Origin of the sequence: Paraburkholderia kirstenboschensis (assembly GCF_032806925.1) — a bacterium.
Classification (GTDB): domain Bacteria; phylum Pseudomonadota; class Gammaproteobacteria; order Burkholderiales; family Burkholderiaceae; genus Paraburkholderia; species Paraburkholderia kirstenboschensis.
This window is the reverse complement of record NZ_CP136512.1, coordinates 766,406-786,575: the sequence shown is the minus strand read 5'-3', so window position 1 is coordinate 786,575 and position 20,170 is coordinate 766,406. Positions and strand designations below refer to the sequence as shown.

Genomic DNA, 20,170 nt, shown 5'->3' with positions numbered 1-20,170 from the left:
GGCCGCTTTTTGCCGACGCGAGCTACACTAGACCGATTGCTTCACCAAAGCAGGAACGCGCCGTTAAAAACGCCCGCTCAATGCGATGGCCGCCGCCCTTGTTCCCGCATCATTACTGTTAGTCCCACGCCATGAATACTGCTTACCGCAAACGCCTTCCCGGCACCCAGCTCGATTTCTTCGATGCGCGCGCCGCCGTCGACGCAATCCAGGCCAGCGCATACGACAAGCTGCCGTACACGTCGCGCGTGCTCGCCGAAAATCTCGTGCGGCGCTGCGATCCGGTGACGCTCGTCGCGTCGCTGAAACAGATTGTGGAACGCAAGCGCGAGCTGGATTTCCCGTGGTTTCCGGCGCGCGTGGTATGTCACGACATTCTCGGCCAGACCGCGCTGGTCGATCTCGCCGGATTGCGCGACGCGATCGCCGCGCAAGGCGGCGACCCGGCGATGGTCAATCCGGTGGTGCCGACGCAACTCGTCGTGGATCACTCGCTCGCCGTGGAGTGCGGCGGCTTCGATCCGGATGCGTTCGCGAAGAACCGCGCGATCGAAGATCGCCGTAATGAAGACCGCTTCGATTTCATCAACTGGACGAAGCGCGCATTCAGGAACGTCGACGTGATTCCGCCGGGCAACGGCATCCTGCATCAGATCAACCTCGAACGCATGAGTCCGGTCGTGCAGGTGAGCGACGGCGTCGCATTTCCCGATACGCTGGTGGGCACGGACTCGCATACGCCGATGGTCGACGCGCTCGGCGTGATCGCGATCGGCGTCGGCGGACTCGAAGCGGAAAGTGTGATGCTGGGCCGCGCGTCGTATATGCGTCTGCCGGATATCGTCGGTGTGGAGTTGACGGGTAAGCCCGCTGAAGGCATTACGGCAACCGACGTCGTGCTCTCGCTGACCGAATTTCTGCGCAAGGAAAAAGTGGTCGGCGCGTACCTTGAATTCTTCGGCAAGGGTACGGCGAAGCTCACGCTCGGCGACCGCGCGACGATTGCCAATATGGCGCCCGAATTCGGCGCGACCGCTGCGATGTTCTATATCGACGAGCAGACCATCAAGTACCTGAAGCTCACCGGCCGCGACGACGAACTGGTAAAGCTCGTCGAAATGTACGCGAAAGAAACCGGCCTGTGGGCCGACAGCCTCACGCATGCCGAGTACGAGCGCGTGCTGAAGTTCGATCTGTCCACGGTCGTGCGCACGCTCGCCGGGCCGTCGAATCCGCACCGGCGCCTGCCGGTTTCCGAACTGGCGGCGCGCGGCATTAGCGGCAAGGTCGAGAACGAGCCGGGCTTGATGCCGGACGGCGCGGTGATCATCGCGGCGATCACGAGCTGCACGAACACCAACAATCCGCGCAACATGATCGCCGCCGGCCTGCTCGCGCGTAACGCGAACCGGCGAGGACTCACGCGCAAGCCTTGGGCGAAGACATCGCTCGCGCCGGGCTCGAAAGCCGTCACGTTGTATCTGGAAGAAGCCGGCTTGCTGCCCGGGCTCGAACAGCTTGGCTTTGGCGTAGTCGCGTATGCGTGCACGTCGTGCAACGGCATGTCCGGCGCGCTCGACCCGGCGATCCAGAAGGAGATCGTGGGGCGCGACCTGTATGCGACTGCCGTGCTGTCGGGCAACCGCAATTTCGATGGCCGCATTCATCCGTTCGCGAAGCAGGCGTTTCTTGCATCGCCGCCGCTGGTGGTGGCTTATGCGATTGCGGGCACGATTCGCTTCGACATCGAAAAGGATGTGCTCGGTGTCGATGCCGAAGGCAATAATGTGACGCTGAAGGACATCTGGCCGTCCGATGAAGAAATCGACGCGATCGTGGCTTCGAGCGTCAAGCCCGAGCAGTTCCGCAAAGTGTACGAGCCGATGTTCGCGGTTTCGGTGGACACACAGGAGAAAGCGAACCCGCTCTACGACTGGCGGCCGATGAGCACATACATTCGCCGTCCGCCGTATTGGGAAGGCGCGCTTGCGGGCGAGCGCACGTTGCGGGGCATGCGTGCCCTCGCCGTGCTCGGCGACAACATCACGACCGACCACCTGTCGCCGTCGAATGCAATCTTGCCGGACAGCGCAGCAGGCGAATACCTGACGAAAATGGGCTTGCCCGAAGAAGATTTCAATTCGTATGCGACGCATCGCGGCGATCACCTGACGGCGCAGCGCGCCACGTTCGCCAACCCGACGCTGAAGAACGAGATGGTGATCGAAGACGGCAAGGTGAAGGCCGGTTCGTTTGCGCGCATCGAGCCGGAGGGCAAGATCACGCGTATGTGGGAAGCGATCGAAACGTATATGGAGCGCAAGCAGCCGCTGATCGTGATTGCCGGAGCCGACTATGGCCAGGGGTCGTCGCGTGACTGGGCGGCCAAGGGCGTGCGTCTTGCCGGCGCGGAAGCGATTGTCGCCGAAGGATTCGAACGGATTCACCGCACGAATCTTGTTGGCATGGGCGTGTTGCCGCTCGAATTCAAGCCTGGTGTGAACCGCATCACGCTGGCGATCGACGGCACCGAAACCTTCGACGTGGTCGGCGAGCGCAAGCCGCGCGCGGATCTGACGCTGGTGATTCATCGCAGAAGCGGTGAGCGGGTCGAGGTGCCGGTGACCTGCCGGCTCGACACGGCGGAAGAGCTTTCCATCTACGAGGCCGGCGGCGTGCTGCAGCGTTTTGCGCAGGACTTTCTGGAGTCGTCGAAGGCGGCGGCTTAATCAATATCGTTCAGGACACTGTTTCATGGCGCACAAACCGCAGATCAGGATTCCGGCCACTTACATGCGTGGCGGCACGAGCAAAGGCGTGTTCTTCCGCTTGCAGGATTTGCCCGATGCGGCGCAAATGCCCGGCGCGGCGCGCGACGCGCTGCTGCTGCGCGTGATCGGCAGCCCCGACCCGTACGGCAAGCAGATAGACGGCATGGGCGGCGCGACATCGAGCACGAGCAAGACCGTGATCATCGATAAAAGCAGCAAGCCCGATCACGATGTGGATTACCTGTTCGGACAGGTGTCGATAGACAAGCCGTTTGTCGACTGGAGCGGCAATTGCGGCAATCTCTCTGCCGCGGTGGGTCCTTTCGCGATCAGCGCGGGGTTGGTCGAGGCAAACCGGATTCCGCGCGATGGCGTGGCGACCGTGCGCATCTGGCAGGCGAACATCGGCAAGACGATCATCGCGCATGTGCCGATGACCGGTGGCGCAGTGCAGGAAACGGGCGACTTCGAACTCGACGGCGTGACCTTTCCGGCGGCGGAAGTGCAGCTCGAATTCATGGACCCAGCAGCGGACGAAGACGGCGCGGGCGGCTCGATGTTCCCGACCGGCAATCTCGTTGATGATCTCGAGGTGCCGGGCGTCGGCACGCTGAAGGCGACCATGATCAACGCCGGAATCCCGACGATTTTCGTGAATGCCGAGTCGATCGGCTACAAGGGCACGGAGTTGCAAGACGCCATCAATAGCGATGAGAAGGCGCTCGCAATGTTCGAGACGATTCGCGCACACGGCGCACTGCGCATGGGGCTGATCAAGCACCTGGACGAGATCGCGAAACGACAGCACACGCCGAAGATCGCGTTCGTTGCGAAGCCGGCCGACTATGTGTCGTCGAGCGGCAAGCGGATCGGTTCGGGCGACGTGGATTTGCTGGTTCGCGCGATGTCGATGGGCAAGCTGCATCACGCGATGATGGGCACGGCCGCGGTGGCGATCGGTACCGCGGCGGCGATTCCGGGGACGCTGGTGAATCTGGCGGCTGGCGGCGGCGAGCGTGAAGCAGTGAGGTTCGGGCATCCGTCAGGGACGCTGCGGGTTGGGGCGGAGGCCGCAGTTGTCGGTGGCGAGTGGGTGGTCAGGAAGGCGGTGATGAGTCGCAGTGCGAGGGTTTTGATGGAGGGGTGGGTTAGGGCGTAAGGGTAGATAGAAACGCTCCGGTGTTGGCCCGATGCGTGCCGTCCGACACGGACATTTAGCCCACCCGGTTGAACTTGCGCGGCTTCGCACTGGTTATAATCCCCGGGCCATCGAGAAACACTCAACGGTCAGATCTGGAAGCCTGTGATCGTAACCGCTCACATGGGCATGCGTCCGCCTCTGCGTGTCCGTGTTTCCAGGGGCGGTCCCTGGGGGGCGAGCCGCGAGGCGCTCCGGTCGGTTAGTATCCCGGTCTTCCAGGCCCGTCGTGCCCGCTCACCCACCTCAACCGAATGCCGGGCGACCCACTGCAGTCTTAGGGAGATCGCACAATGAGTAAGAATAAACGCCAATCGCAAGCCGATTCTCGCCCACCTGTCGACGCTCTCCAGTACGAAAAGCTTGCGCTCTCGGCTTTCCATCTCTGTGACCGGCAGATGAGCAAATTCGATACGTTGATTACGCTTGCGTCCACGATATGTAGGAATCCTGCTGTCACGATCGACGAGCGCCGCCGGCAGCAGAGCATGCTCGAATTGCTCGTCAGCACCGGCGAGCAATATCAGCAGGAGCTTGCGTGTGACCGCGAACTCTTCCAGGTAATCGCACTCGATGCGAAGGGAGTCGCGAAGAAGCGCATCGCGGCGAGCCGGGCGGCGCGTTTGCTGCAGGAGGCAAAAGAGATGGCGGCGCAGGCGCCGGACATGAGCACCGGCCCGCACGAATCGGCTTGCGTCGATGAAACGTCAAGCGACGACGTGGAAGCCGGGCCCGGACCCGGCGTCACGCAACACTGAACACACCCGCAGCGTAGCCGGCGACCGAAGGCCGCCGTTCTCCGTGCCGGTATCCGTCTGGCACCCGTCGCCCTTGCAGCCTTACTTCGCCCCGTGCCTGGCCTGCCAGCGTTGCATGAAGCCGATTTCGTCGTGCTGCGCCTTGATGATGTTTCTCGCCAGGCGCTTCAACTCCGGATCCTTGCCGTACTTGAGTTCGACCTGCGCCATGTCGATCGCGCCCTGGTGGTGCGGGATCATGTGCGCGACGAAGTCTTTATCGGCGTCCCCCGTGTAGGTCGGCGCGCTCATGTCTTTCATCATCTTTTCGTCGGCGGCTTTGAATGCCGGCGTCGAGTCGCCGGAACCCGCATCGGCTGAGGACATGTCCATGCCGGGCATGGACGCCGTGTGCTGCGCGTGGACAGGCGCGGTGGCGACGGCGCATGCCACGCCGCCGAACAGGCACAATGCACGAAAGGCGCGAAGTTTCTTCATAGTCGATTCCCGTTAAAAAGTTGTTCAAGCGACGCGTGGCTCATCAGTCTCTCACCGACGGAGGAAACCCCGCTGCCGCGATTGTCTCGATGAATTGCGTTGGTGCCAGCGGCCACGCTATCTTGACGATCTTCGTGGACACGCCGATGTCAACCGCCGCAGCCGGATCAAGACCGGCGATCGCGCGAGCAATCGCGTTGGCGCATCCACCGCAAGACTTATCCTGAACGGTTAATTCCAGTTTCATTCCCAATCTCCTGAGAGAAGTCTCAAGACGATCTTGGACCTTCCCACGGCGGTAAGGTCAAGTCTGCATGCATGCGTCTTTACTTTCACCGCTGACGCCAATGTGTGCCCGCCATTGGGAACGGTCCTACACAGGCGCCCGCCTATGACTTCGATAATCGACGTGACTCCCAAGCGCAGAGCAGAGTTCGCAGTCTGCGCCAGTCGAGGCTCACGGTTTATCCACGCAGACTCATTCGCGCGATCATGCACAACCAGTCCCCGGTATCACCCCAAGCTATTTCGCTGTGGTTCAACGAAGCGGAAGAAGCACGCCTCGCAGGTCGCTTCGACACGGCGCAGGCGCTTCTCGATCGAATCATTGTGCATGATTCGACGCACGCGGCTGCGCTCTACTCGCGCGGACTGGTGGCGCTCGCGCTGGACCAACTGCCATTGGCGCAACGCTGGATCGAGCGTGCAGTACAAGTCGAGCCGCAGCCGCCGTTCTTCGACATGCTGTGCCTCGTCCAGATCAAGCTGCGCGCGTTCGCGAGCATTGTGCACACTGCCAGAGCGGGGCTCGCGTATCAGCCGGATTCGCTTGCGCTTCACTATTACCTGGGCGTCGCGCTGCAGTTGCAAGGGCGTGCGGAAGAGGCGGCAGCAGTCTATCGCACGTTGATCGAACTCAAGCCGGACTATGCGCAAGCGCACGCGAACCTGGGCGTCGTCGTGAAAGACCTGGGCTCGTTGAGCAAGGCCGAGCAGCACCTCAGGCGCGCCATGACGTTAGACCCGTCAAATCGCGGAGCGCGTGCAAGTCTCAGTCAGGTCCTGCTGGCGGCGGGGCGATACGAAGAAGCGTGGCCGTACTTTGAAGACCGTTGGGCGAATTTCGTCGATGCCGGCGGGCGGCCCGTGTCCCAGCGTCCGGAACTCCCATGGCCGCAGTGGAAGGGCGAGCATCCCGACGTCGAGGGCGGCGCGCATGGCCTGCGCGAGGGCGGCGCGCGTCTGCTCGTTCTGCCGGAGCAAGGTCACGGCGACAGCTTGCAATTCGTGCGTTACCTGCCGCTCGCGCTCGAACGTTTTGCCCAGGTGGGCTGTATCTGCCCGCCGTCGCTGCGGCGTCTTTATGAAGAGTCGTTGTGTGCGCGCTGGCCCGGCCTCGTCATGCTCGACGACGTCCTGCCTGATGTGAAAGAGTGGGACTGGCAATGTTCGTTGATGTCGTTGCCTCTGGCATTCGGCACCCGCCTCGACAACATCCCGACCCCGGCGGATCTGCGCGCAGAGCCGCGGCGTTCCGCCGGGTGGCGGACAAAACTCGGCGCGTTGGCACGGCCGGACTTGCCGCGCGTCGGCGTGGTGTGGGCCGGCGGCCACTCCGGGCTCACCGAAGATCGCGCGCGCAGCCTGACATGTGCGCAATTCGCGCCATTGTTTTCTTTGTCGCGAATCCGCTGGATCAGCTTGCAGAAAGCCGACGACCTGGCCAAGCGCGCGAGCGCCTCGACGAAAGCGTATCTCACCGACTGGATGGACGACGTGTCGGACTTTGCGGACACTGCCGCGATCATCGACAACCTGGACCTCGTCATTTCGGTCGATACGTCGGTCGCTCATCTGGCAGCGGCCATGGGCAAGCCGGTCTGGCTGCTGAATCGTTTTGCCGGTTGCTGGCGGTGGCTGCGCAATCGCGACGACAGCCCGTGGTATCCGACGGTGCGCATCTTCACGCAACCGCAACGGGGCAATTGGGACGAAGTAATCGAGCGCGTCGCGGCGCAATTGAAGCAGCGTTATGAACCGGGCATAACTTACCGTTCTTTTGTGCGCTAGCTAACTCAACGTCACGCCAGATTTACTGACTGGTGAGTTCGGGGTGCTAAGCTCGGGCGCTGTCGCGTTGTGGTTTCCATCGCCGGTGAGGCGTGTGCTGTTTGACAAAATAATCGATCAACAGGGGCCGGGCATGCTGAGAAAAGTCGTCGACAGGGCAAAACAGATCCGCCGGAGCGAGCGATTCAAGCATTCCATCGCCACGCCTCGTCGCATATCGCTTCATGCGACACAGCGCCTCACCGGGGCGTCTTTGCGATCGAGATCAAGGAGAACTCCGGCTTTTTCTCCGTCATGCAAATGGTATTGTTCATCCTCATGTTTTGTGAGGAAAAATGCCTGACGCCGCGCATTAGCGCTCGCGGCGGCCTGTATGGCGATGCCGATGGAAGGGTCGACTGGTTCTCCGCGTTCTTCGAACCGGTACGCGCTTCAGCTGCTTTGCCGCTCGCGCGCAAGCTCAGGACTTCGACGGTTCGTGACCTGGTTCAGCTAGGCTTCCGGCAACGTTACGAGCACCTGCTGGAACTCGGCAGCGCGAGCGAACTGTTCTTTGCATACTATCGCCCGGCGCAGCATATCCTTCGCGAGGTCGACGGAATCTGCGAGCAGCTTGGGATCGGCGCTTTCACACTGGGCGTGCACTTCAGAGGCACGGACAAGACGCTCGAAGCGATTCCCGTTTCGTGGAAGGACTTCTGCCGCCACGTCGAAACGACGCTTGCGGAGAATCCGTGTTTGACTCACGTGTTCATTTCAAGCGACGAACAGGCCTTCGTCGACTACTTCGTCGCGTGGCCGTTCAGCAAGCCGGTGAGCGTCGCGCCGGCGAGGTTGCTCGCGAACGGCGCAACGCCGGTCCATTTCAGCGGCTTTCCAGGGCTGGAAGTCGGTCGTGAAGCGCTGGTCTCCAGTCTGCTGTTGTCCCGCTGCGGCTATCTGGTAAAAACGCCGTCTTATCTGTCCGCGTGGTCGCGAATCTTCAACCCGGCGTTGCCCGTCAAGCTCGTCGCTCCACCGCGGCCGGATGCGTTCTGGTTTCCAGACAGCCGGCTGTGGCTCGAGCAGGAGGCGCATGACAAAGCGGTTTGAATGCCGCGTCGTTGAAGCCGCGCGACTGCCTGACCCGGCGACACGCTTCAGCGGCTTGCGATATGCTTTTGTGACAGGGCGCGCGCCGAGCGCCCAGGCACATCACAAAGGACTCGCAACATGAAAGCCGTCAAGATCGGAACACCTGCCAGCGTCGATAGTCTCCAGTTGGTCGATATCGACGATCCGGGACAGCCGGGCCCGGGACAAGTCCGCGTGCGTATCCACGCCAGCTCGTTGAACTTTCACGACTACGGCGTTGTAAGCGGCGTATTGCCCGCCGACACCGGACGCATTCCGATGGCGGACGGCGCGGGTGTCGTCGAGGCGGTCGGCGAAGGCGTCGGCGAATTCAAGGCCGGCGACCATGTGGTGTCGTGCTTCTTCCCGTGGTGGGAGAACGGTGCACCCACGATTGGCGACTTCAAAACCACACCCGGCGACGGCATCGACGGCTACGCGCGCGAAGTTGTCGTGCTGCCGAGCCACTACTTTACGCATGCGCCGAGGGGCTACAGCCACCCCGAGGCCGCGACGCTCACCACGGCCGGACTCACGGCATGGCGCGCGCTGGTCGTCGACGGTCAGTTGAAACCGGGTGCCACGGTGCTCGTGCTCGGAACCGGCGGCGTGTCGATCTTCGGCTTGCAGCTTGCCAAGGCCATGGGCGCCTCGGTGATTGCGACATCCTCGTCGGATGCGAAGCTCGAAAAGCTCCGCGCGCTCGGCGCCGATCATACGATCAACTACCGCGAGAATCCCGAGTGGGGCAAAGAGGTGCGCTCGTTGACCGGGGGGCGAGGCGTCGATCATGTGATCGAAGTGGGCGGTCCGGGCACGTTGCCGCAGTCGATCACCGCCTGCCGGATAGGCGGCCACATCGCGCTGATCGGCGTGCTGACCGGACGCGCGGGCCCGGTGCCCACCGCGGCGCTGATGGCACGGCAGCAGCGGCTGCAAGGCTTGATCGTCGGCAGCCGGCAGGATCAGCGCGATATGACCCGCGCGCTCGAAGTGACCGGCATCAAGCCGGTAATCGACAGCACGTTCGAACTCGCGAAGCTCGGCGACGCGTTCAGGCATGAAGCGGCGGGCGCACACTTCGGCAAGATTTGCGTATCGATCTGAGCGTTACGCGGTTTAGCGTCCGCGCAGCGCGGTGAAGCTCAACCGTGCTGCGTGAGATCTGCGAACGTGATGCTTTTGGCCGCGCATGCTTCAGTGAACGCTTCGTCGTAACTGGAGAAGAACACGGTGCGGGTTTGCGCGAGCGTCGTGAACAGATCCACCAGCACCGTGCGCGGCGGCGTCGAGTCCGCCGACGGGCTCGTCCGCGATCAGCACCTTCGTTTCGCCAATCACCGCGGCCGTCAGAAAAAACTTCTTGCGCGTGCCGAACGACATCTGTTCAAAGCGCTTTTCCAGATGCGGCGTGAGGCCGAAGCGGTCGGCGAGCGCCAGCGTCGCCTCATTGACCACCGCGTGTCTCGCCGACGCCACGCGCTGCAGATATTCGCGGCCGGTTGGATCAGGTGACGGCATGCAATCCTCGGGCACGTACGTCAGCAGCGATTGCGCGGCCTTACGCGCCGCGCGCAGTGAATGGCCGCCCAGCCAGATTTCCCCTTCATCAGCCTCGATCACGCCGGCAAGCATGCCGAGCAAGGTGGATTTGCCGCTGCCGGACTCGTCGTTGAGCGCGACGCAGCCCGCGGCAGAGTCGTGCGAAAGTCGCTGAAAGATGACGCGGTCGCCATAGCGCTTGCTGAGGTTCTGAAATCGAAGCATGAGTGTGAGTGTGACGTGTGGTGGGGCTCGCCGCGCACCACCCATTTGAGCCGAGCGCGGGCGGAATTGGGACGGATGGCGAAGCCTAACAAAAACCGGACGATCGCTCCGATATACCGCGCGTTGGCAACGGTAACGCCGAACCGCGCGCTCAGACCGACAAACTGCATGGGCTCCACGAAAAATGGGGCGGGGTGAAAATGATAGGTCTACAGAATACGCGGCCTTTTTTACGCTGCTAAACTGTGCGACGGAGCAGTGTTCCCCCGCATTCATGCGCCGCTCGCGCCCCTAATTTCCGCCAGCATCAACCTGCGGGATAAGCGGTAGAAACAGGCCTTTTCTGCGATTTGAAAGAAGCAGCCGCACTGCATACTGGCTCATACGCGGCTGGTGAAAAAGGGACGCATGGTTGGGTGTCCTTTCTTCCGGGCAGGCATGGCGTCGCAATTGCCGATTCCTCTCCCAACCGCTCATCCTCTCTGATTCGATATGTATCGGGGCTCGCTTGAGCCCGTTTTTGGAAGTGACTCATGAAGCCGGGAAAGAATTCGCTTGGAAAAACACGCGCGCGCAAATTCGCCATTGCGGCGGCAGCGGCGCTCATCGCACTGACGCTCGCATTCAGTTTCTGGCATTACCAGCAGCGCTCGTCCCAGGTCGCGCCCGCGCTAACCGGCGTTGCCAACCAGATGCGCCACGACACGTCGGCGTGGACGCGCGAGGAGAAAGACGCGTCGCAAATGCTGCGCGACATTCATGATGCGAAGGTCGCCGCAATCGGTGTGAGTCCCAGTGCGATTCTCGTGTCGAAGCGCGACGGCTCGAAATACTTCGTGACCGACCACAACGCGACCTTCTCACACGCGCTGTTACTCGGCGAGCCGAAGAACGGCGACGCGGCTTCATACCAACTGGTGTGGCTGCCCGATGCGGACATCCGCACGGGCGGCTCGAACTGGGTCCAGGCGTTCGATCAGACGCGCGACGTAATCAGCCTGCTGCTGCCGTTGCTGCTGATCGGCGGCATGGTGTGGTTCATGCGCCGCGAGATGCGCGGCGGCGCGACGCTGCTCGGCAAGGCGCCCACGCTGCGCTTCGACGACGTGATCGGCGCCGGCGAAGCGAAGGCGGCGCTCGCGGACATTCGCGGCTATCTGTCGAACCCGAAGCAATTCACGTCGATGGGCGTACGAGCGCCGTGCGGCATCCTGATGGTGGGCGGCCCCGGCGTGGGCAAAACGCGGCTCGCACAGGCGCTGGCAGGAGAATGCGGCGCGAGCTTCATCTCGATCACTGGCAGCTATTTCAGCGCCAAGTATTACGGCGTCGGCATCCAGAAGGTCAAGCATCTGTTTGAAATGGCGCGCAAGAATGCGCCCACGGTGATCTTCATCGACGAAGCCGACGGCCTCGCGAAGCGCACCGACACGGGCGGCGGTCCGGTCGAAGCGGAGAGCAACCGCATCATCAATCAGTTGCTGGCGGAAATGGACGGCTTTGCTTCGAACGAAGGCGTGATTATCGTCGCGGCCACCAATCATCCGGATAATCTCGACGAGGCCTTGCGCCGGCCTGGCCGTTTCGATCGCACCGTGCAGGTTCGCCTGCCCGATCGCGAGGACCGCGCGAAGATTTTCCGTTTCTATGCCCAGAAGCTGAAGTCGAAGGCCGCGGACATCGACTACGATCAGCTCGCGCGCCTGACCACGGGCTTGTCGCCGGCGACCGTCGCTATGGTCGTGAATCAGGCGGGGCTCGTCGCACGCAAAGCCGGCGACACCGAGATCGCGGCAAAGCATTTCATCGAGGCGATCAAGATCGCGCGTATCGGCGACGTGAGCGGCGCGGAACGAGCATTGACCGAGGACGAACGCACGCGTATTGCCGTGCATGAAGCCGGGCATGGCCTGGTTGCGGCGCTGCTGAACACGGGCGTGCTCGAGGAGGTCACGATCCTGCCGCGTGGGGGCGCGCTGGGCGTCGCGCTTATCACCAAGGCGCAGGACAAGCATCTTTATCGCGAGACCGAGATTCGCAACGAAGTGAAGGTCTTGCTCGGCGGCCGTAATGCGGAAATTCTGGCGTTCTCCGAAGCGTCGAGCGGAGCCGCCTCTGACTTGCAGGAAGCGTCGCGCATCAGCCTCGACATGGTGTCGAAGTTCGGCTTCAACAGCGACGGCAATCTGTTTAGCCTCGCCGCATTGCCTTCGCAATACGCGGGTCTGCAGATGAAGGGGGCGATCGAGCAGGCAAACGTGCTGCTCAAGGAGCTGAACGAGCAGTGTTACAGCCTGCTGCATGCATATGAACCTGTGCTGCGCGCTATCGCCGATGAACTTCTCGAGCAGGAAACCGTGCCGGGCGAAACGGTGTATCGCCTGATCAAGGAGCACAAGAGCACGCTGAAGATCGTGCATGAGCCCGAGGCGGCTTGAGCGGCCAGGCACCACCACGCTACGCGAAGTCCGACGGTCCGGGCGGTGGAACGCCTGGGGGCGTCTCTGTCTCGCCCAACGGATCGCGCTTGGCCTCGGCGTCGTCAGCTGGTAGCGGGTTTGCGTCTTTTTCCGGCAGCGGCTGGTCGAGCCCCGGTTCGACCGGTGTCGGGATTGCATCGCCAATGGGTTTGGAGACCTCAGTGGGCGGACCGCCCGGATCTTCCGATTTGTGCTGGTCGTGCTCGTTCGAGCTATTGGGCTGAGTGGCCACGGCGCATCTCCAGTGGGTAACTGTCATATCACCTGCCAGCAACGCCTGTGCCACGAGTGCGACGTCAAGCGGCGTCTGAAGCGGTACCCTCGTCCGCCGACGCGCGCGGGCTCCGCTGCTTCGCCGTTGAACTTGCCGTAAGCGTTGCCGCGCGTGTCGATGCAGAACTTACGTTGTTCGAGGCAGCACGCCGCGTCTTCAAACGAAGAATGGGTTCTTCGATGATTCGCCACGACAGCACCGCCATTCCGAGCGAAATCCCAAACGACGCCGCAATCCCGGCCGCATGCGCCCACAGCGGCACCACACCGCCGAACAGCGCTTGTGCATGACGATTGCGCGTCAGGTCCGGAATGAGGTTGTGATACAGATAAAAGCCATAGCTGATGCGTCCGAGACCGGCAAGCCAGCGCGCTTCCAGTAGACCTATCACGACCGTATTACGGCAGCACGCAATCGAACATACCAGCGCCGCTATGCACAGCCCATACGCGCCGCTGACGCCGGTAAAAAGCAGGGGATTTTCGATGTCGCTCCACGCCGGCTCGGTTGCACAAAAGCCCACGAGACAAAGGCTCAAAACAAACAGCGTCGCGCCGTGCCCCAGCCAGGCGCGCACGCCCGGTGCACCGCCTGCACCGCCGGCGTTCCCAGCGATCACCAAGCCGCCCATTCCGCCGAGCGCCAACAACCAGAAGTTGCTCAACGGATGCGTGTAGATCGTGATCTCCTGACAATGCGCGGCACGCATCGCCAGAAGCGCAATCAGTCCCGTCACGACGATCAGCACGCATACCGCCAGATGCCGCCGCGCCGCGAGCAGCAACAGGAGCGGTGCGAACACGAGATAGAACTGCTCCTCGATGGCAAGACTCCACAAATGAGAGTAGCGCCCTGGCCAGTAGTGCAGCACCGAGCCGATCCAGAAGTTCGACAGGTAGGCGAAGTGATACGGCATGCCGCTCGCGAGTTCGGGACTCGCCATGCCAAAGAGCATCAGCGCGCCCATCACCGTCAGCATCAGGTAGTAGATCGGAAAGATCCGCAGCGTCCGGCGAAACAGGAAGCGCTTGAGATCTGCTCCGAAACGGCTGCCGCTTTGCTCGATACGCTGCCGCTGGGCCGACAGAATGCCGATGATCAGAAAGCCGCTCAGCGCGAAGAAGATCCACACGCCCAGATGGCCTATCTCGCCGATGTCGCCGAATAGCCGGTGTTGCAGAAAGACCATCAGGACTGCAATGGCGCGCAGTCCGTCGAAGCCGGCAATCCTGTTGTTCATGTGAGTGTCTTCCAATGCGAAGGCGGTGCGCGGTGCGCGACCGTTCAGGTCGGTAATGGAAGGACCGGTGCCGCGCGAATGACAGCTCGATCACGCAAACGAGCAGCGGCAAAAAGAAGGCGTCGCAGTGACGCTCAACGCTCCCGCCGAACGCAGGTCGGCGGGCAAGCGTGTCCGGTCCACATGAGTGGCCGCCGTGCGGAGAAACTTTCGCGCGGGATGCGCGAACTCCGACGGTCATGCATGAATTCATCCTACGATGAAAAAAAGCGAAAAAAATCGCATGCTGCGTTGCGCCGATTTTTTTCTACGATATTGGTCGGACGTCTTTGCTCGTTCCACATGAAAGCCGCAAAACTTGCTGCAAATCCAATGCGCGGCGAATCACTCTTACCGCATGCCGACACGCGGATTTCAGATTCCCAGCGCGACGCCTCGAATGACAGGCTGCTTGTCAGCACCCACGACGTGACCGCACGGCATCTGCAGGAACGCTATATCTTGACGTGTTGCTGGATAACTTTCCTGCGAGAACACGAATGGAAATTCGCCGCGGACGCTCCCTCGAAGTGGACTTCTTTCGCGGCGTCGTGCTGATCGTCATCGTGCTGGATCACATGCCCAGCAGCACGCTTTCTCATCTGATGCTGCACGCGTATGCACTGTGCGATTCGGCTGAGGTGTTCGTGTTCCTCGGCGGCTATGCGTCGGCGGCGGCGTACACGGCGGTGTTTGCCGCCCGCGGAGAGAGGGCCGCCAAGCTGCGCTTCGTGCGACGCTGCTGGGAAATCTACCGCGCGTATCTATTGACGGCGGTGCTCACGCTGCTCTCGGGCGCGGTTCTCGCGTTTCTGCGGCTGAATCACGCGATGGTCGAGCTTACCGGCTGGCCGCCTTTCGCTATGCAACCGCTGCATCAGGCGGTCGAGATCGCGGTGTTGCGACGGCAGCCTTACCTGTCGAGCGTGTTGCCGATGTACCTGTTCTTCGCGTTCTGCGTGCCCCTTGTGGTGCCGCTGGCGCTGCGCTCGCGCGTCATGACGCTCCTGCTCAGCGCGGCTGTGTGGTGGCTCGCGCGGCCGCTGGCCGTGCTATTTAGCATTGACGATATGGCCGACTGGGCTTTTAATCCGTTTGCATGGCAACTGATGTTCGTGCTCGGCATTGTCTGCCGGCTCGCGCCCATCAGCGAGCAGTTTCATGCCGGCGAGGCGGCGCGCTGGTTCACGCGAGCCGCTGTTGTCGCGGTGCTCGCGTTTGCCGCCGTCAAACTGTTCGTGCTGACGCAGCCGTTGGCCGGCACCCTTAAACAGAATCTTTCCGTGGATCGCGTGATCAACTTCATCGTCATTGCCTGGCTTGCCGCGCGGCTCGTGCGCATGGGCAGCATCGCGCGGCTCGCGCAGCGCTTGCCCGCCGTGGTCACCGTGGGCCGGACCGGGCTCGTATGTTTTGTCGGCGGCACGCTGGTGTCGTTGGTTGTGGACACAGCGACCCCGCATACGTTTCACGGCGTGCGCGGCGTGTTGATCGGACTGGCCGGAGACTTCGTCGCCATCGGTGCGCTGCTGATTCTTGCGCGCGGCTGGCACGGCTGGAAGGGACAGCAGTTGCGTGCGGCTGCGAGCGGCGCGCGTTGCGGATGAAGGCGCGGTCGCGCCGCATGCGTTCAATGCGAACCGCGAGTGCCCGCGCATGGGCGGTCGCGGCCACCGTTGCCGGTACATTGCTGGGGCCCGGCGCTCATACGGTGTTCGCCGCGCAGAAAGATGCGCCGCTGTCGATGCGTTGCGCAGAGTTCACGGGCGCCGTGTTGCCGCCGGAACTCATCGCGTTGCCGACGGCCGGCGCGCAGATCGAGAGCGCATCGATGGTCGGCGCAACCGCGCCGGGCAATCAGCAAGGCGGCGAGTATTGCCGCATCACGGGCCGCATCAAGGCGCTCAAAGCGACCACACCCGACATCCGCTTCGACCTGAATCTGCCGCGCCGCTGGAACGGCCGCGCGCTGCAAATCGGCGGAGGCGGCTATAACGGCGTCGTGGTGAGCGGCACCGGCGTGATGCCGTTCTCGCCGGATCGCGCGCCGCTCGCGCAAGGCTATGCGACCTTCGGCGACGATTCCGGACATGTCGGCGATTCCTCGCTCGCGGTGTTCGGTCTCGTCGACGAAGCCGTGACGAACTTCGGCTATGCGCATCTCAAGAAGACACACGACGCCGCGCTTGCACTGATTGCGCGCGCATACGGCCGGCCGCCGCAGCGAATGTACTTTGGCGGCGGCTCGACGGGTGGCCGCGAAGGCTACACGGTGATACAGCGCTTCCCCGACGACTACGACGGCGTGATCGCCAATTCGCCCGCGCTCAACTTTTCGGGCGTGCGCCTGATCGGCGTCAAGCTCGGCCAGGCCGAATATGCAACGCCGGGCGGCTATGTTCCGCCGTTGCTGCTGGAGCAGGTCTATCAACGGACGCTCGGCGTTTGCGACCGGCTGGACGGCGCCGCGGACGGCATCGTGAGCGACGTTTCCGCATGCCGCGAGCATGAAGCGGAAATCATCGAGTCGTTGCGTTGTGCGGGACGCATGCCGTCGCACGAGCAATGTCTGAGCGAGCCGCAACTCGCCACGTTGATGGTGCTGCGCGACGGCTTGTCCCTGCCGTACAAACTGGCTTGGAACGTCGCCGGCTATCGCGGCTACAACGTCTTTCAGGGTACGCACCTGACAGGCTCGCTCGGGTTGGGACATCAAGCGGAGCGTTTGGCCGTGCCGAGGTTTTACGCCAACGGTTATCTGTTCGCGCAAGGCGACGGCTACGTACGCTACTTCGTTGCGCGGGACGCGGAGTTCGACTCGCTCAGATTCGATCCGCAGCGCCCCGGTAAATATCGCGCACAGTTGATCGCGCTTTCCGAAACCATCGGCGCGATGAATCCGGATCTTGCGCGCTACATTGCGCGCGGCGGCAAGCTCATTACGCTGCAAGGTCTCGTCGACGAAGTCATCAGCCCGAATCAGACGATTGCCTACCGTCAGGCTTTGGTCGATCGCTACGGTGTGGACGAGGTCAATCGTTTCATGCGCTTGTACATGGTGCCGGGTTTTCAGCACGGCAGCGGCGCATTCATTCCGTCGGTGGATCTGCTCGGTGCGCTCGATAACTGGGTGACGCGCGGCGCGTCCCCGGAAACGTTGGTCGCCACCGACATCGCCGCGGCGACCAATGGACGCTCGCGCCCACTGTGCCGCTATCCGCTGTTTCCACGTTATACGGGTAAGGGCAATGTGAATCTCGCAAGCAGCTTCGTGTGCACGGAACCCTGACCTTGTGCTGCGATTCTGCTTCGATGCAACGCGCGACTTCTTTACATTGGAGTCGTTGCAAAATCCACCATCCGGTTTCCGGCGTCGTAACGCGGCTCGAGAACAGAAGGACGGCGATGCCGCGCAGCGGCACCGCCGTCCCTTTTCAACGCCGCTTTTGCAGCGTCAAAACCTGCTTGAATACTGACCTTCGTTACTGGCCGTTCTTCATCGTGCCGCCCGTACCGCCCGTACTACCCGTACCGTTTGTACCGCCCGTACCGTTGCTCATGCCGTTACTGGACCGGTTGGTGGTAGCGCTATTCGGCGACGCGCCGGTACCCGTGCCCATGCCGCCGCCCGTGCCGGTCACGCCCGGCGAGCCATAGCCCGAGTCGCCCGGGTGCTTCATCGTGCCCGTACCCACGCCCGGGGTTGCGGTTCCGCCTGCGCCGCCCGTCGTGCCGCCGCCGGCGCCCACGCCGTTACCGCCCGAACCGCCCGCGCCCGCACCAGCGCCGCCGCCCGCACCGCCGCCACCGGCACCGCCGCCAGCTTGCGCAACGGCTGCGCCCGAGAGTGCCATCACAAGCGCCGAAGCAAAAATCGTCTTGGTAAAGCGTTTCATGGTTCATCTCCATAGAGTCGATTGATGTCACGCGAGCGCGTCGCACCCACATGCCAAGACTGCCGCAAGCACTGTGCCTTGGTTGCCGGCGCTGAACGCACAGGCGCAGCGGCACGGCCATCAGTCGAGCATGGCGCGTTCCTGGGACGGCGCGGGTTGGCAGCGCGTCGGCCGATATCGCTACGGAAACCGAACTTTCTTGCAGTGCAGCGAAGGCGCCAGCGACGAGCATTGCAGCACGCACCGTCGCTCCGGGTTCGCTGCGGCTCCCATCCTTTCCACTGCACGCTTTTGCAGATTCCATTACATTGCGGGTGCGGTCGCGCTTGCGCGTCATTTCATCCACTTTCACAGCGGTGTCTGCCATCGTCGAATCCATGCAGCCAATCGTCTCAGTCACGAATCTGTCGAAAACCTATGCCAGCGGTTTTCAGGCGCTAAAAAACATCAATCTGGCGATCAACCGGGGAGAAATCTTCGCCCTTCTGGGGCCGAACGGGGCGGGCAAGACCACGCTCATCAGCATCGTCTGCGGCATTGTCAACGCGAGCGAAGGCAGCGTGACGGTCGACGGCCGCGATATCGCCGCCGACTATCGGGGCGCGCGCTCCCTAATCGGCCTCGTGCCACAGGAGCTCACCACCGATTCGTTCGAAACCGTATGGGCGACTGTGTCGTTCAGCCGTGGCCTGTTCGGCAAGCCGAAAAACCCCGCGTATGTCGAGAAGGTGTTGCGCGACCTGTCGCTGTGGGAAAAACGCGATAGCAAGATCATCACGCTGTCGGGCGGCATGAAGCGCCGCGTGCTGATCGCGAAGGCGCTGTCGCACGAACCGCGCGTGCTGTTCCTCGACGAACCCACGGCGGGCGTCGACGTCGAATTGCGCCGCGACATGTGGAAGCTCGTGCGCTCGCTCGCGGCAAGCGGAGTGACGATCATCCTCACTACGCATTACATCGACGAAGCGGAGGAAATGGCCGACCGCATCGGCGTGATCAACGGCGGCGAAATCATGCTCGTCGAAGAGAAAACGGAGTTGATGCGCAAGCTCGGCAAAAAGCAGTTGACGCTGCAGCTGGAAAGTCCGCTCGCCGCGTTGCCGGCGGCGCTCGCAGGCTATGGGCTCGATGTCGCGAAGGGCGGCAACGAGTTGATCTACACGTACGAAGGCGACGGCGGCCGCACCGACATCATTGCGCTGCTCAAGGCGCTCGACGACGCCAGCATCCGTTTCAAGGACCTGCACACCACGCAGAGTTCGCTTGAAGACATCTTCGTGAGTCTGCTTCGAGGTAACCAATGAATCTCTACGCCATTCGCGCGATCTACAAGTTCGAGATGGCGCGCACCTGGCGGACGCTGATGCAAAGCATCATCGCGCCGGTGATTTCCACATCGCTGTACTTTGTCGTGTTCGGCGCGGCCATCGGCTCGCGTATCAAGGAAGTGGACGGCATCAGCTACGGCGCGTTCATCGTGCCGGGACTGATCATGTTGTCGTTGCTGTCGCAGAGCATTTCGAACGCGTCGTTCGGCATTTACTTTCCGCGTTTCACCGGCACGATCTACGAGTTGTTGTCGGCGCCGGTTTCGTATCTGGAAATCGTCGTGAGTTACGTGGGCGCGGCGGCCACCAAGTCTATTCTGCTCGGGCTCATCATTCTCGCGACGGCGGGCCTGTTCGTGCCGCTGCAAGTGCAGCATCCATTCTGGATGATCCTGTTCCTCGTGCTGACGGCGGTTACCTTCAGCCTGCTCGGGTTCATTATCGGCATATGGGCGGATAGCTTCGAGAAGCTGCAACTGGTGCCGCTGCTGATCATTACGCCGCTCACGTTTCTCGGCGGGAGCTTCTATGCGGTAAACATGCTGCCGCCGTTCTGGAAAGTCGTGACGCTGTTCAATCCGATCGTCTATCTGGTGAGCGGATTCCGCTGGAGCTTCTACGGACTCGCGGATGTCAACGTCGAGGTGAGTCTAGGTATGACGGCTCTCTTTCTGGCCGTGTTTCTCGCGATCGTCGCGTGGATCTTCAAGACGGGTTACCGGCTCAAGAGCTGACTGCTTCTGCTGATAAGAAAACGGC

At 62.3% G+C, this 20,170-nt stretch carries 16 protein-coding genes and 1 pseudogene; 11 read left to right on the top strand and 6 right to left on the bottom strand.

The annotated features are described in order from the left end of the window. Positions 1-131 precede the first annotated feature (131 nt). The 3 genes from acnD (at position 132) to RW095_RS12220 (ending at position 4,727) form a co-directional block, all read left to right on the top strand. Positions 132-2,729 (top strand): Fe/S-dependent 2-methylisocitrate dehydratase AcnD, encoded by a 2,598-nt coding sequence (acnD, locus tag RW095_RS12230; protein ID WP_317019277.1) that lies wholly within the window; start codon positions 132-134, stop codon positions 2,727-2,729. 25 nt (positions 2,730-2,754) lie between these two features. Continuing rightward, a complete protein-coding gene (prpF, locus tag RW095_RS12225; RefSeq protein ID WP_317019276.1) occupies positions 2,755-3,930 on the top strand; it encodes a 2-methylaconitate cis-trans isomerase PrpF in 1,176 nt (391 codons plus the stop codon). Between the two features lie 332 nt (positions 3,931-4,262). Beyond that, positions 4,263-4,727: a hypothetical protein gene (locus tag RW095_RS12220; RefSeq protein ID WP_317019275.1), complete on the top strand. Its 465-nt coding sequence runs from the start codon at positions 4,263-4,265 to the stop codon at positions 4,725-4,727. Positions 4,728-4,808: 81 nt separating this feature from the next. Here RW095_RS12220 and copM read toward each other — a convergent pair whose 3' ends face one another. Further along, a complete protein-coding gene (gene copM / locus RW095_RS12215; RefSeq protein ID WP_317019274.1) occupies positions 4,809-5,204 on the bottom strand; it encodes a CopM family metallochaperone in 396 nt (131 codons plus the stop codon). Positions 5,205-5,247: 43 nt separating this feature from the next. Beyond that, positions 5,248-5,451 (bottom strand): heavy-metal-associated domain-containing protein, encoded by a 204-nt coding sequence (locus RW095_RS12210; RefSeq protein ID WP_394365123.1) that lies wholly within the window; start codon positions 5,449-5,451, stop codon positions 5,248-5,250. A 245-nt stretch (positions 5,452-5,696) separates the two neighbouring features. Between RW095_RS12210 and RW095_RS12205 the strand changes: the two genes are divergently transcribed. The 3 genes from RW095_RS12205 to RW095_RS12195 all read left to right on the top strand — a co-directional run bounded on the left by RW095_RS12205 (position 5,697) and on the right by RW095_RS12195 (position 9,494). Beyond that, positions 5,697-7,274: a tetratricopeptide repeat protein gene (locus tag RW095_RS12205; RefSeq protein ID WP_317019273.1), complete on the top strand. Its 1,578-nt coding sequence runs from the start codon at positions 5,697-5,699 to the stop codon at positions 7,272-7,274. Positions 7,275-7,568: 294 nt separating this feature from the next. Then, positions 7,569-8,366 (top strand): O-fucosyltransferase family protein, encoded by a 798-nt coding sequence (locus RW095_RS12200; protein ID WP_317019272.1) that lies wholly within the window; start codon positions 7,569-7,571, stop codon positions 8,364-8,366. 120 nt (positions 8,367-8,486) lie between these two features. Further along, positions 8,487-9,494 (top strand): zinc-dependent alcohol dehydrogenase family protein, encoded by a 1,008-nt coding sequence (locus RW095_RS12195; protein WP_317019271.1) that lies wholly within the window; start codon positions 8,487-8,489, stop codon positions 9,492-9,494. A 38-nt stretch (positions 9,495-9,532) separates the two neighbouring features. Here RW095_RS12195 and RW095_RS12190 read toward each other — a convergent pair. Then, positions 9,533-10,154: pseudogene (locus tag RW095_RS12190) on the bottom strand (ABC transporter ATP-binding protein). 533 nt (positions 10,155-10,687) lie between these two features. Between RW095_RS12190 and RW095_RS12185 the strand changes: the two are divergent. Further along, a complete protein-coding gene (locus RW095_RS12185) occupies positions 10,688-12,592 on the top strand; it encodes an AAA family ATPase (protein ID WP_317019270.1) in 1,905 nt (634 codons plus the stop codon). A 19-nt stretch (positions 12,593-12,611) separates the two neighbouring features. On the opposite strand, the gene RW095_RS12180 is transcribed toward RW095_RS12185, so the two are convergent. Next, positions 12,612-12,866 carry a hypothetical protein gene (locus RW095_RS12180; RefSeq protein WP_317019269.1) on the bottom strand — a complete coding sequence of 85 codons (255 nt, stop codon included), beginning with the start codon at positions 12,864-12,866 and terminating at the stop codon, positions 12,612-12,614. Between the two features lie 64 nt (positions 12,867-12,930). Continuing rightward, on the bottom strand, positions 12,931-14,148 hold the full coding sequence (locus RW095_RS12175; protein WP_317019268.1) for an acyltransferase family protein: 1,218 nt from the start codon (positions 14,146-14,148) through the stop codon (positions 12,931-12,933). Positions 14,149-14,687: 539 nt separating this feature from the next. Between RW095_RS12175 and RW095_RS12170 the strand changes: the two genes are divergently transcribed. Further along, positions 14,688-15,794, top strand: a complete 1,107-nt coding sequence (locus RW095_RS12170) for an OpgC domain-containing protein (protein ID WP_317019267.1) — start codon at positions 14,688-14,690, stop codon at positions 15,792-15,794. 26 nt (positions 15,795-15,820) lie between these two features. Continuing rightward, positions 15,821-17,476: a tannase/feruloyl esterase family alpha/beta hydrolase gene (locus RW095_RS12165; protein ID WP_394365122.1), complete on the top strand. Its 1,656-nt coding sequence runs from the start codon at positions 15,821-15,823 to the stop codon at positions 17,474-17,476. Between the two features lie 193 nt (positions 17,477-17,669). On the opposite strand, the gene RW095_RS12160 is transcribed toward RW095_RS12165, so the two are convergent. Further along, positions 17,670-18,083, bottom strand: a complete 414-nt coding sequence (locus RW095_RS12160) for a hypothetical protein (RefSeq protein WP_317019265.1) — start codon at positions 18,081-18,083, stop codon at positions 17,670-17,672. Positions 18,084-18,460: 377 nt separating this feature from the next. On the opposite strand from RW095_RS12160, the gene RW095_RS12155 reads away from it, so the two are divergent. Together RW095_RS12155 and RW095_RS12150 are read left to right on the top strand one after the other, a co-directional pair. Then, positions 18,461-19,387 (top strand): ABC transporter ATP-binding protein, encoded by a 927-nt coding sequence (locus tag RW095_RS12155; RefSeq protein ID WP_317019264.1) that lies wholly within the window; start codon positions 18,461-18,463, stop codon positions 19,385-19,387. Continuing rightward, positions 19,384-20,145 (top strand): ABC transporter permease, encoded by a 762-nt coding sequence (locus RW095_RS12150; RefSeq protein WP_027800918.1) that lies wholly within the window; start codon positions 19,384-19,386, stop codon positions 20,143-20,145. Before RW095_RS12155 ends, RW095_RS12150 begins: the two co-directional genes overlap by 4 nt. Positions 20,146-20,170: the final 25 nt, after the last annotated feature.

What these genes read in the sequence shown, in the direction of transcription:
- RW095_RS12200 (WP_317019272.1), top strand. Translation starts at nt 7,569, where the DNA reads ATGCAAATGGTATTGTTCATCCTCATGTTTTGTGAGGAAAAATGCCTG.
- RW095_RS12205 (WP_317019273.1), top strand. Translation starts at nt 5,697, where the DNA reads ATGCACAACCAGTCCCCGGTATCACCCCAAGCTATTTCGCTGTGGTTC.
- RW095_RS12195 (WP_317019271.1), top strand. Translation starts at nt 8,487, where the DNA reads ATGAAAGCCGTCAAGATCGGAACACCTGCCAGCGTCGATAGTCTCCAG.
- prpF (WP_317019276.1), top strand. Translation starts at nt 2,755, where the DNA reads ATGGCGCACAAACCGCAGATCAGGATTCCGGCCACTTACATGCGTGGC.
- acnD (WP_317019277.1), top strand. Translation starts at nt 132, where the DNA reads ATGAATACTGCTTACCGCAAACGCCTTCCCGGCACCCAGCTCGATTTC.
- RW095_RS12220 (WP_317019275.1), top strand. Translation starts at nt 4,263, where the DNA reads ATGAGTAAGAATAAACGCCAATCGCAAGCCGATTCTCGCCCACCTGTC.
- RW095_RS12170 (WP_317019267.1), top strand. Translation starts at nt 14,688, where the DNA reads ATGGAAATTCGCCGCGGACGCTCCCTCGAAGTGGACTTCTTTCGCGGC.
- RW095_RS12160 (WP_317019265.1), bottom strand. Translation starts at nt 18,083, where the DNA reads ATGAAACGCTTTACCAAGACGATTTTTGCTTCGGCGCTTGTGATGGCA.
- copM (WP_317019274.1), bottom strand. Translation starts at nt 5,204, where the DNA reads ATGAAGAAACTTCGCGCCTTTCGTGCATTGTGCCTGTTCGGCGGCGTG.
- RW095_RS12175 (WP_317019268.1), bottom strand. Translation starts at nt 14,148, where the DNA reads ATGAACAACAGGATTGCCGGCTTCGACGGACTGCGCGCCATTGCAGTC.
- RW095_RS12185 (WP_317019270.1), top strand. Translation starts at nt 10,688, where the DNA reads ATGAAGCCGGGAAAGAATTCGCTTGGAAAAACACGCGCGCGCAAATTC.
- RW095_RS12165 (WP_394365122.1), top strand. Translation starts at nt 15,821, where the DNA reads ATGCGAACCGCGAGTGCCCGCGCATGGGCGGTCGCGGCCACCGTTGCC.
- RW095_RS12155 (WP_317019264.1), top strand. Translation starts at nt 18,461, where the DNA reads ATGCAGCCAATCGTCTCAGTCACGAATCTGTCGAAAACCTATGCCAGC.
- RW095_RS12150 (WP_027800918.1), top strand. Translation starts at nt 19,384, where the DNA reads ATGAATCTCTACGCCATTCGCGCGATCTACAAGTTCGAGATGGCGCGC.
- RW095_RS12210 (WP_394365123.1), bottom strand. Translation starts at nt 5,451, where the DNA reads ATGAAACTGGAATTAACCGTTCAGGATAAGTCTTGCGGTGGATGCGCC.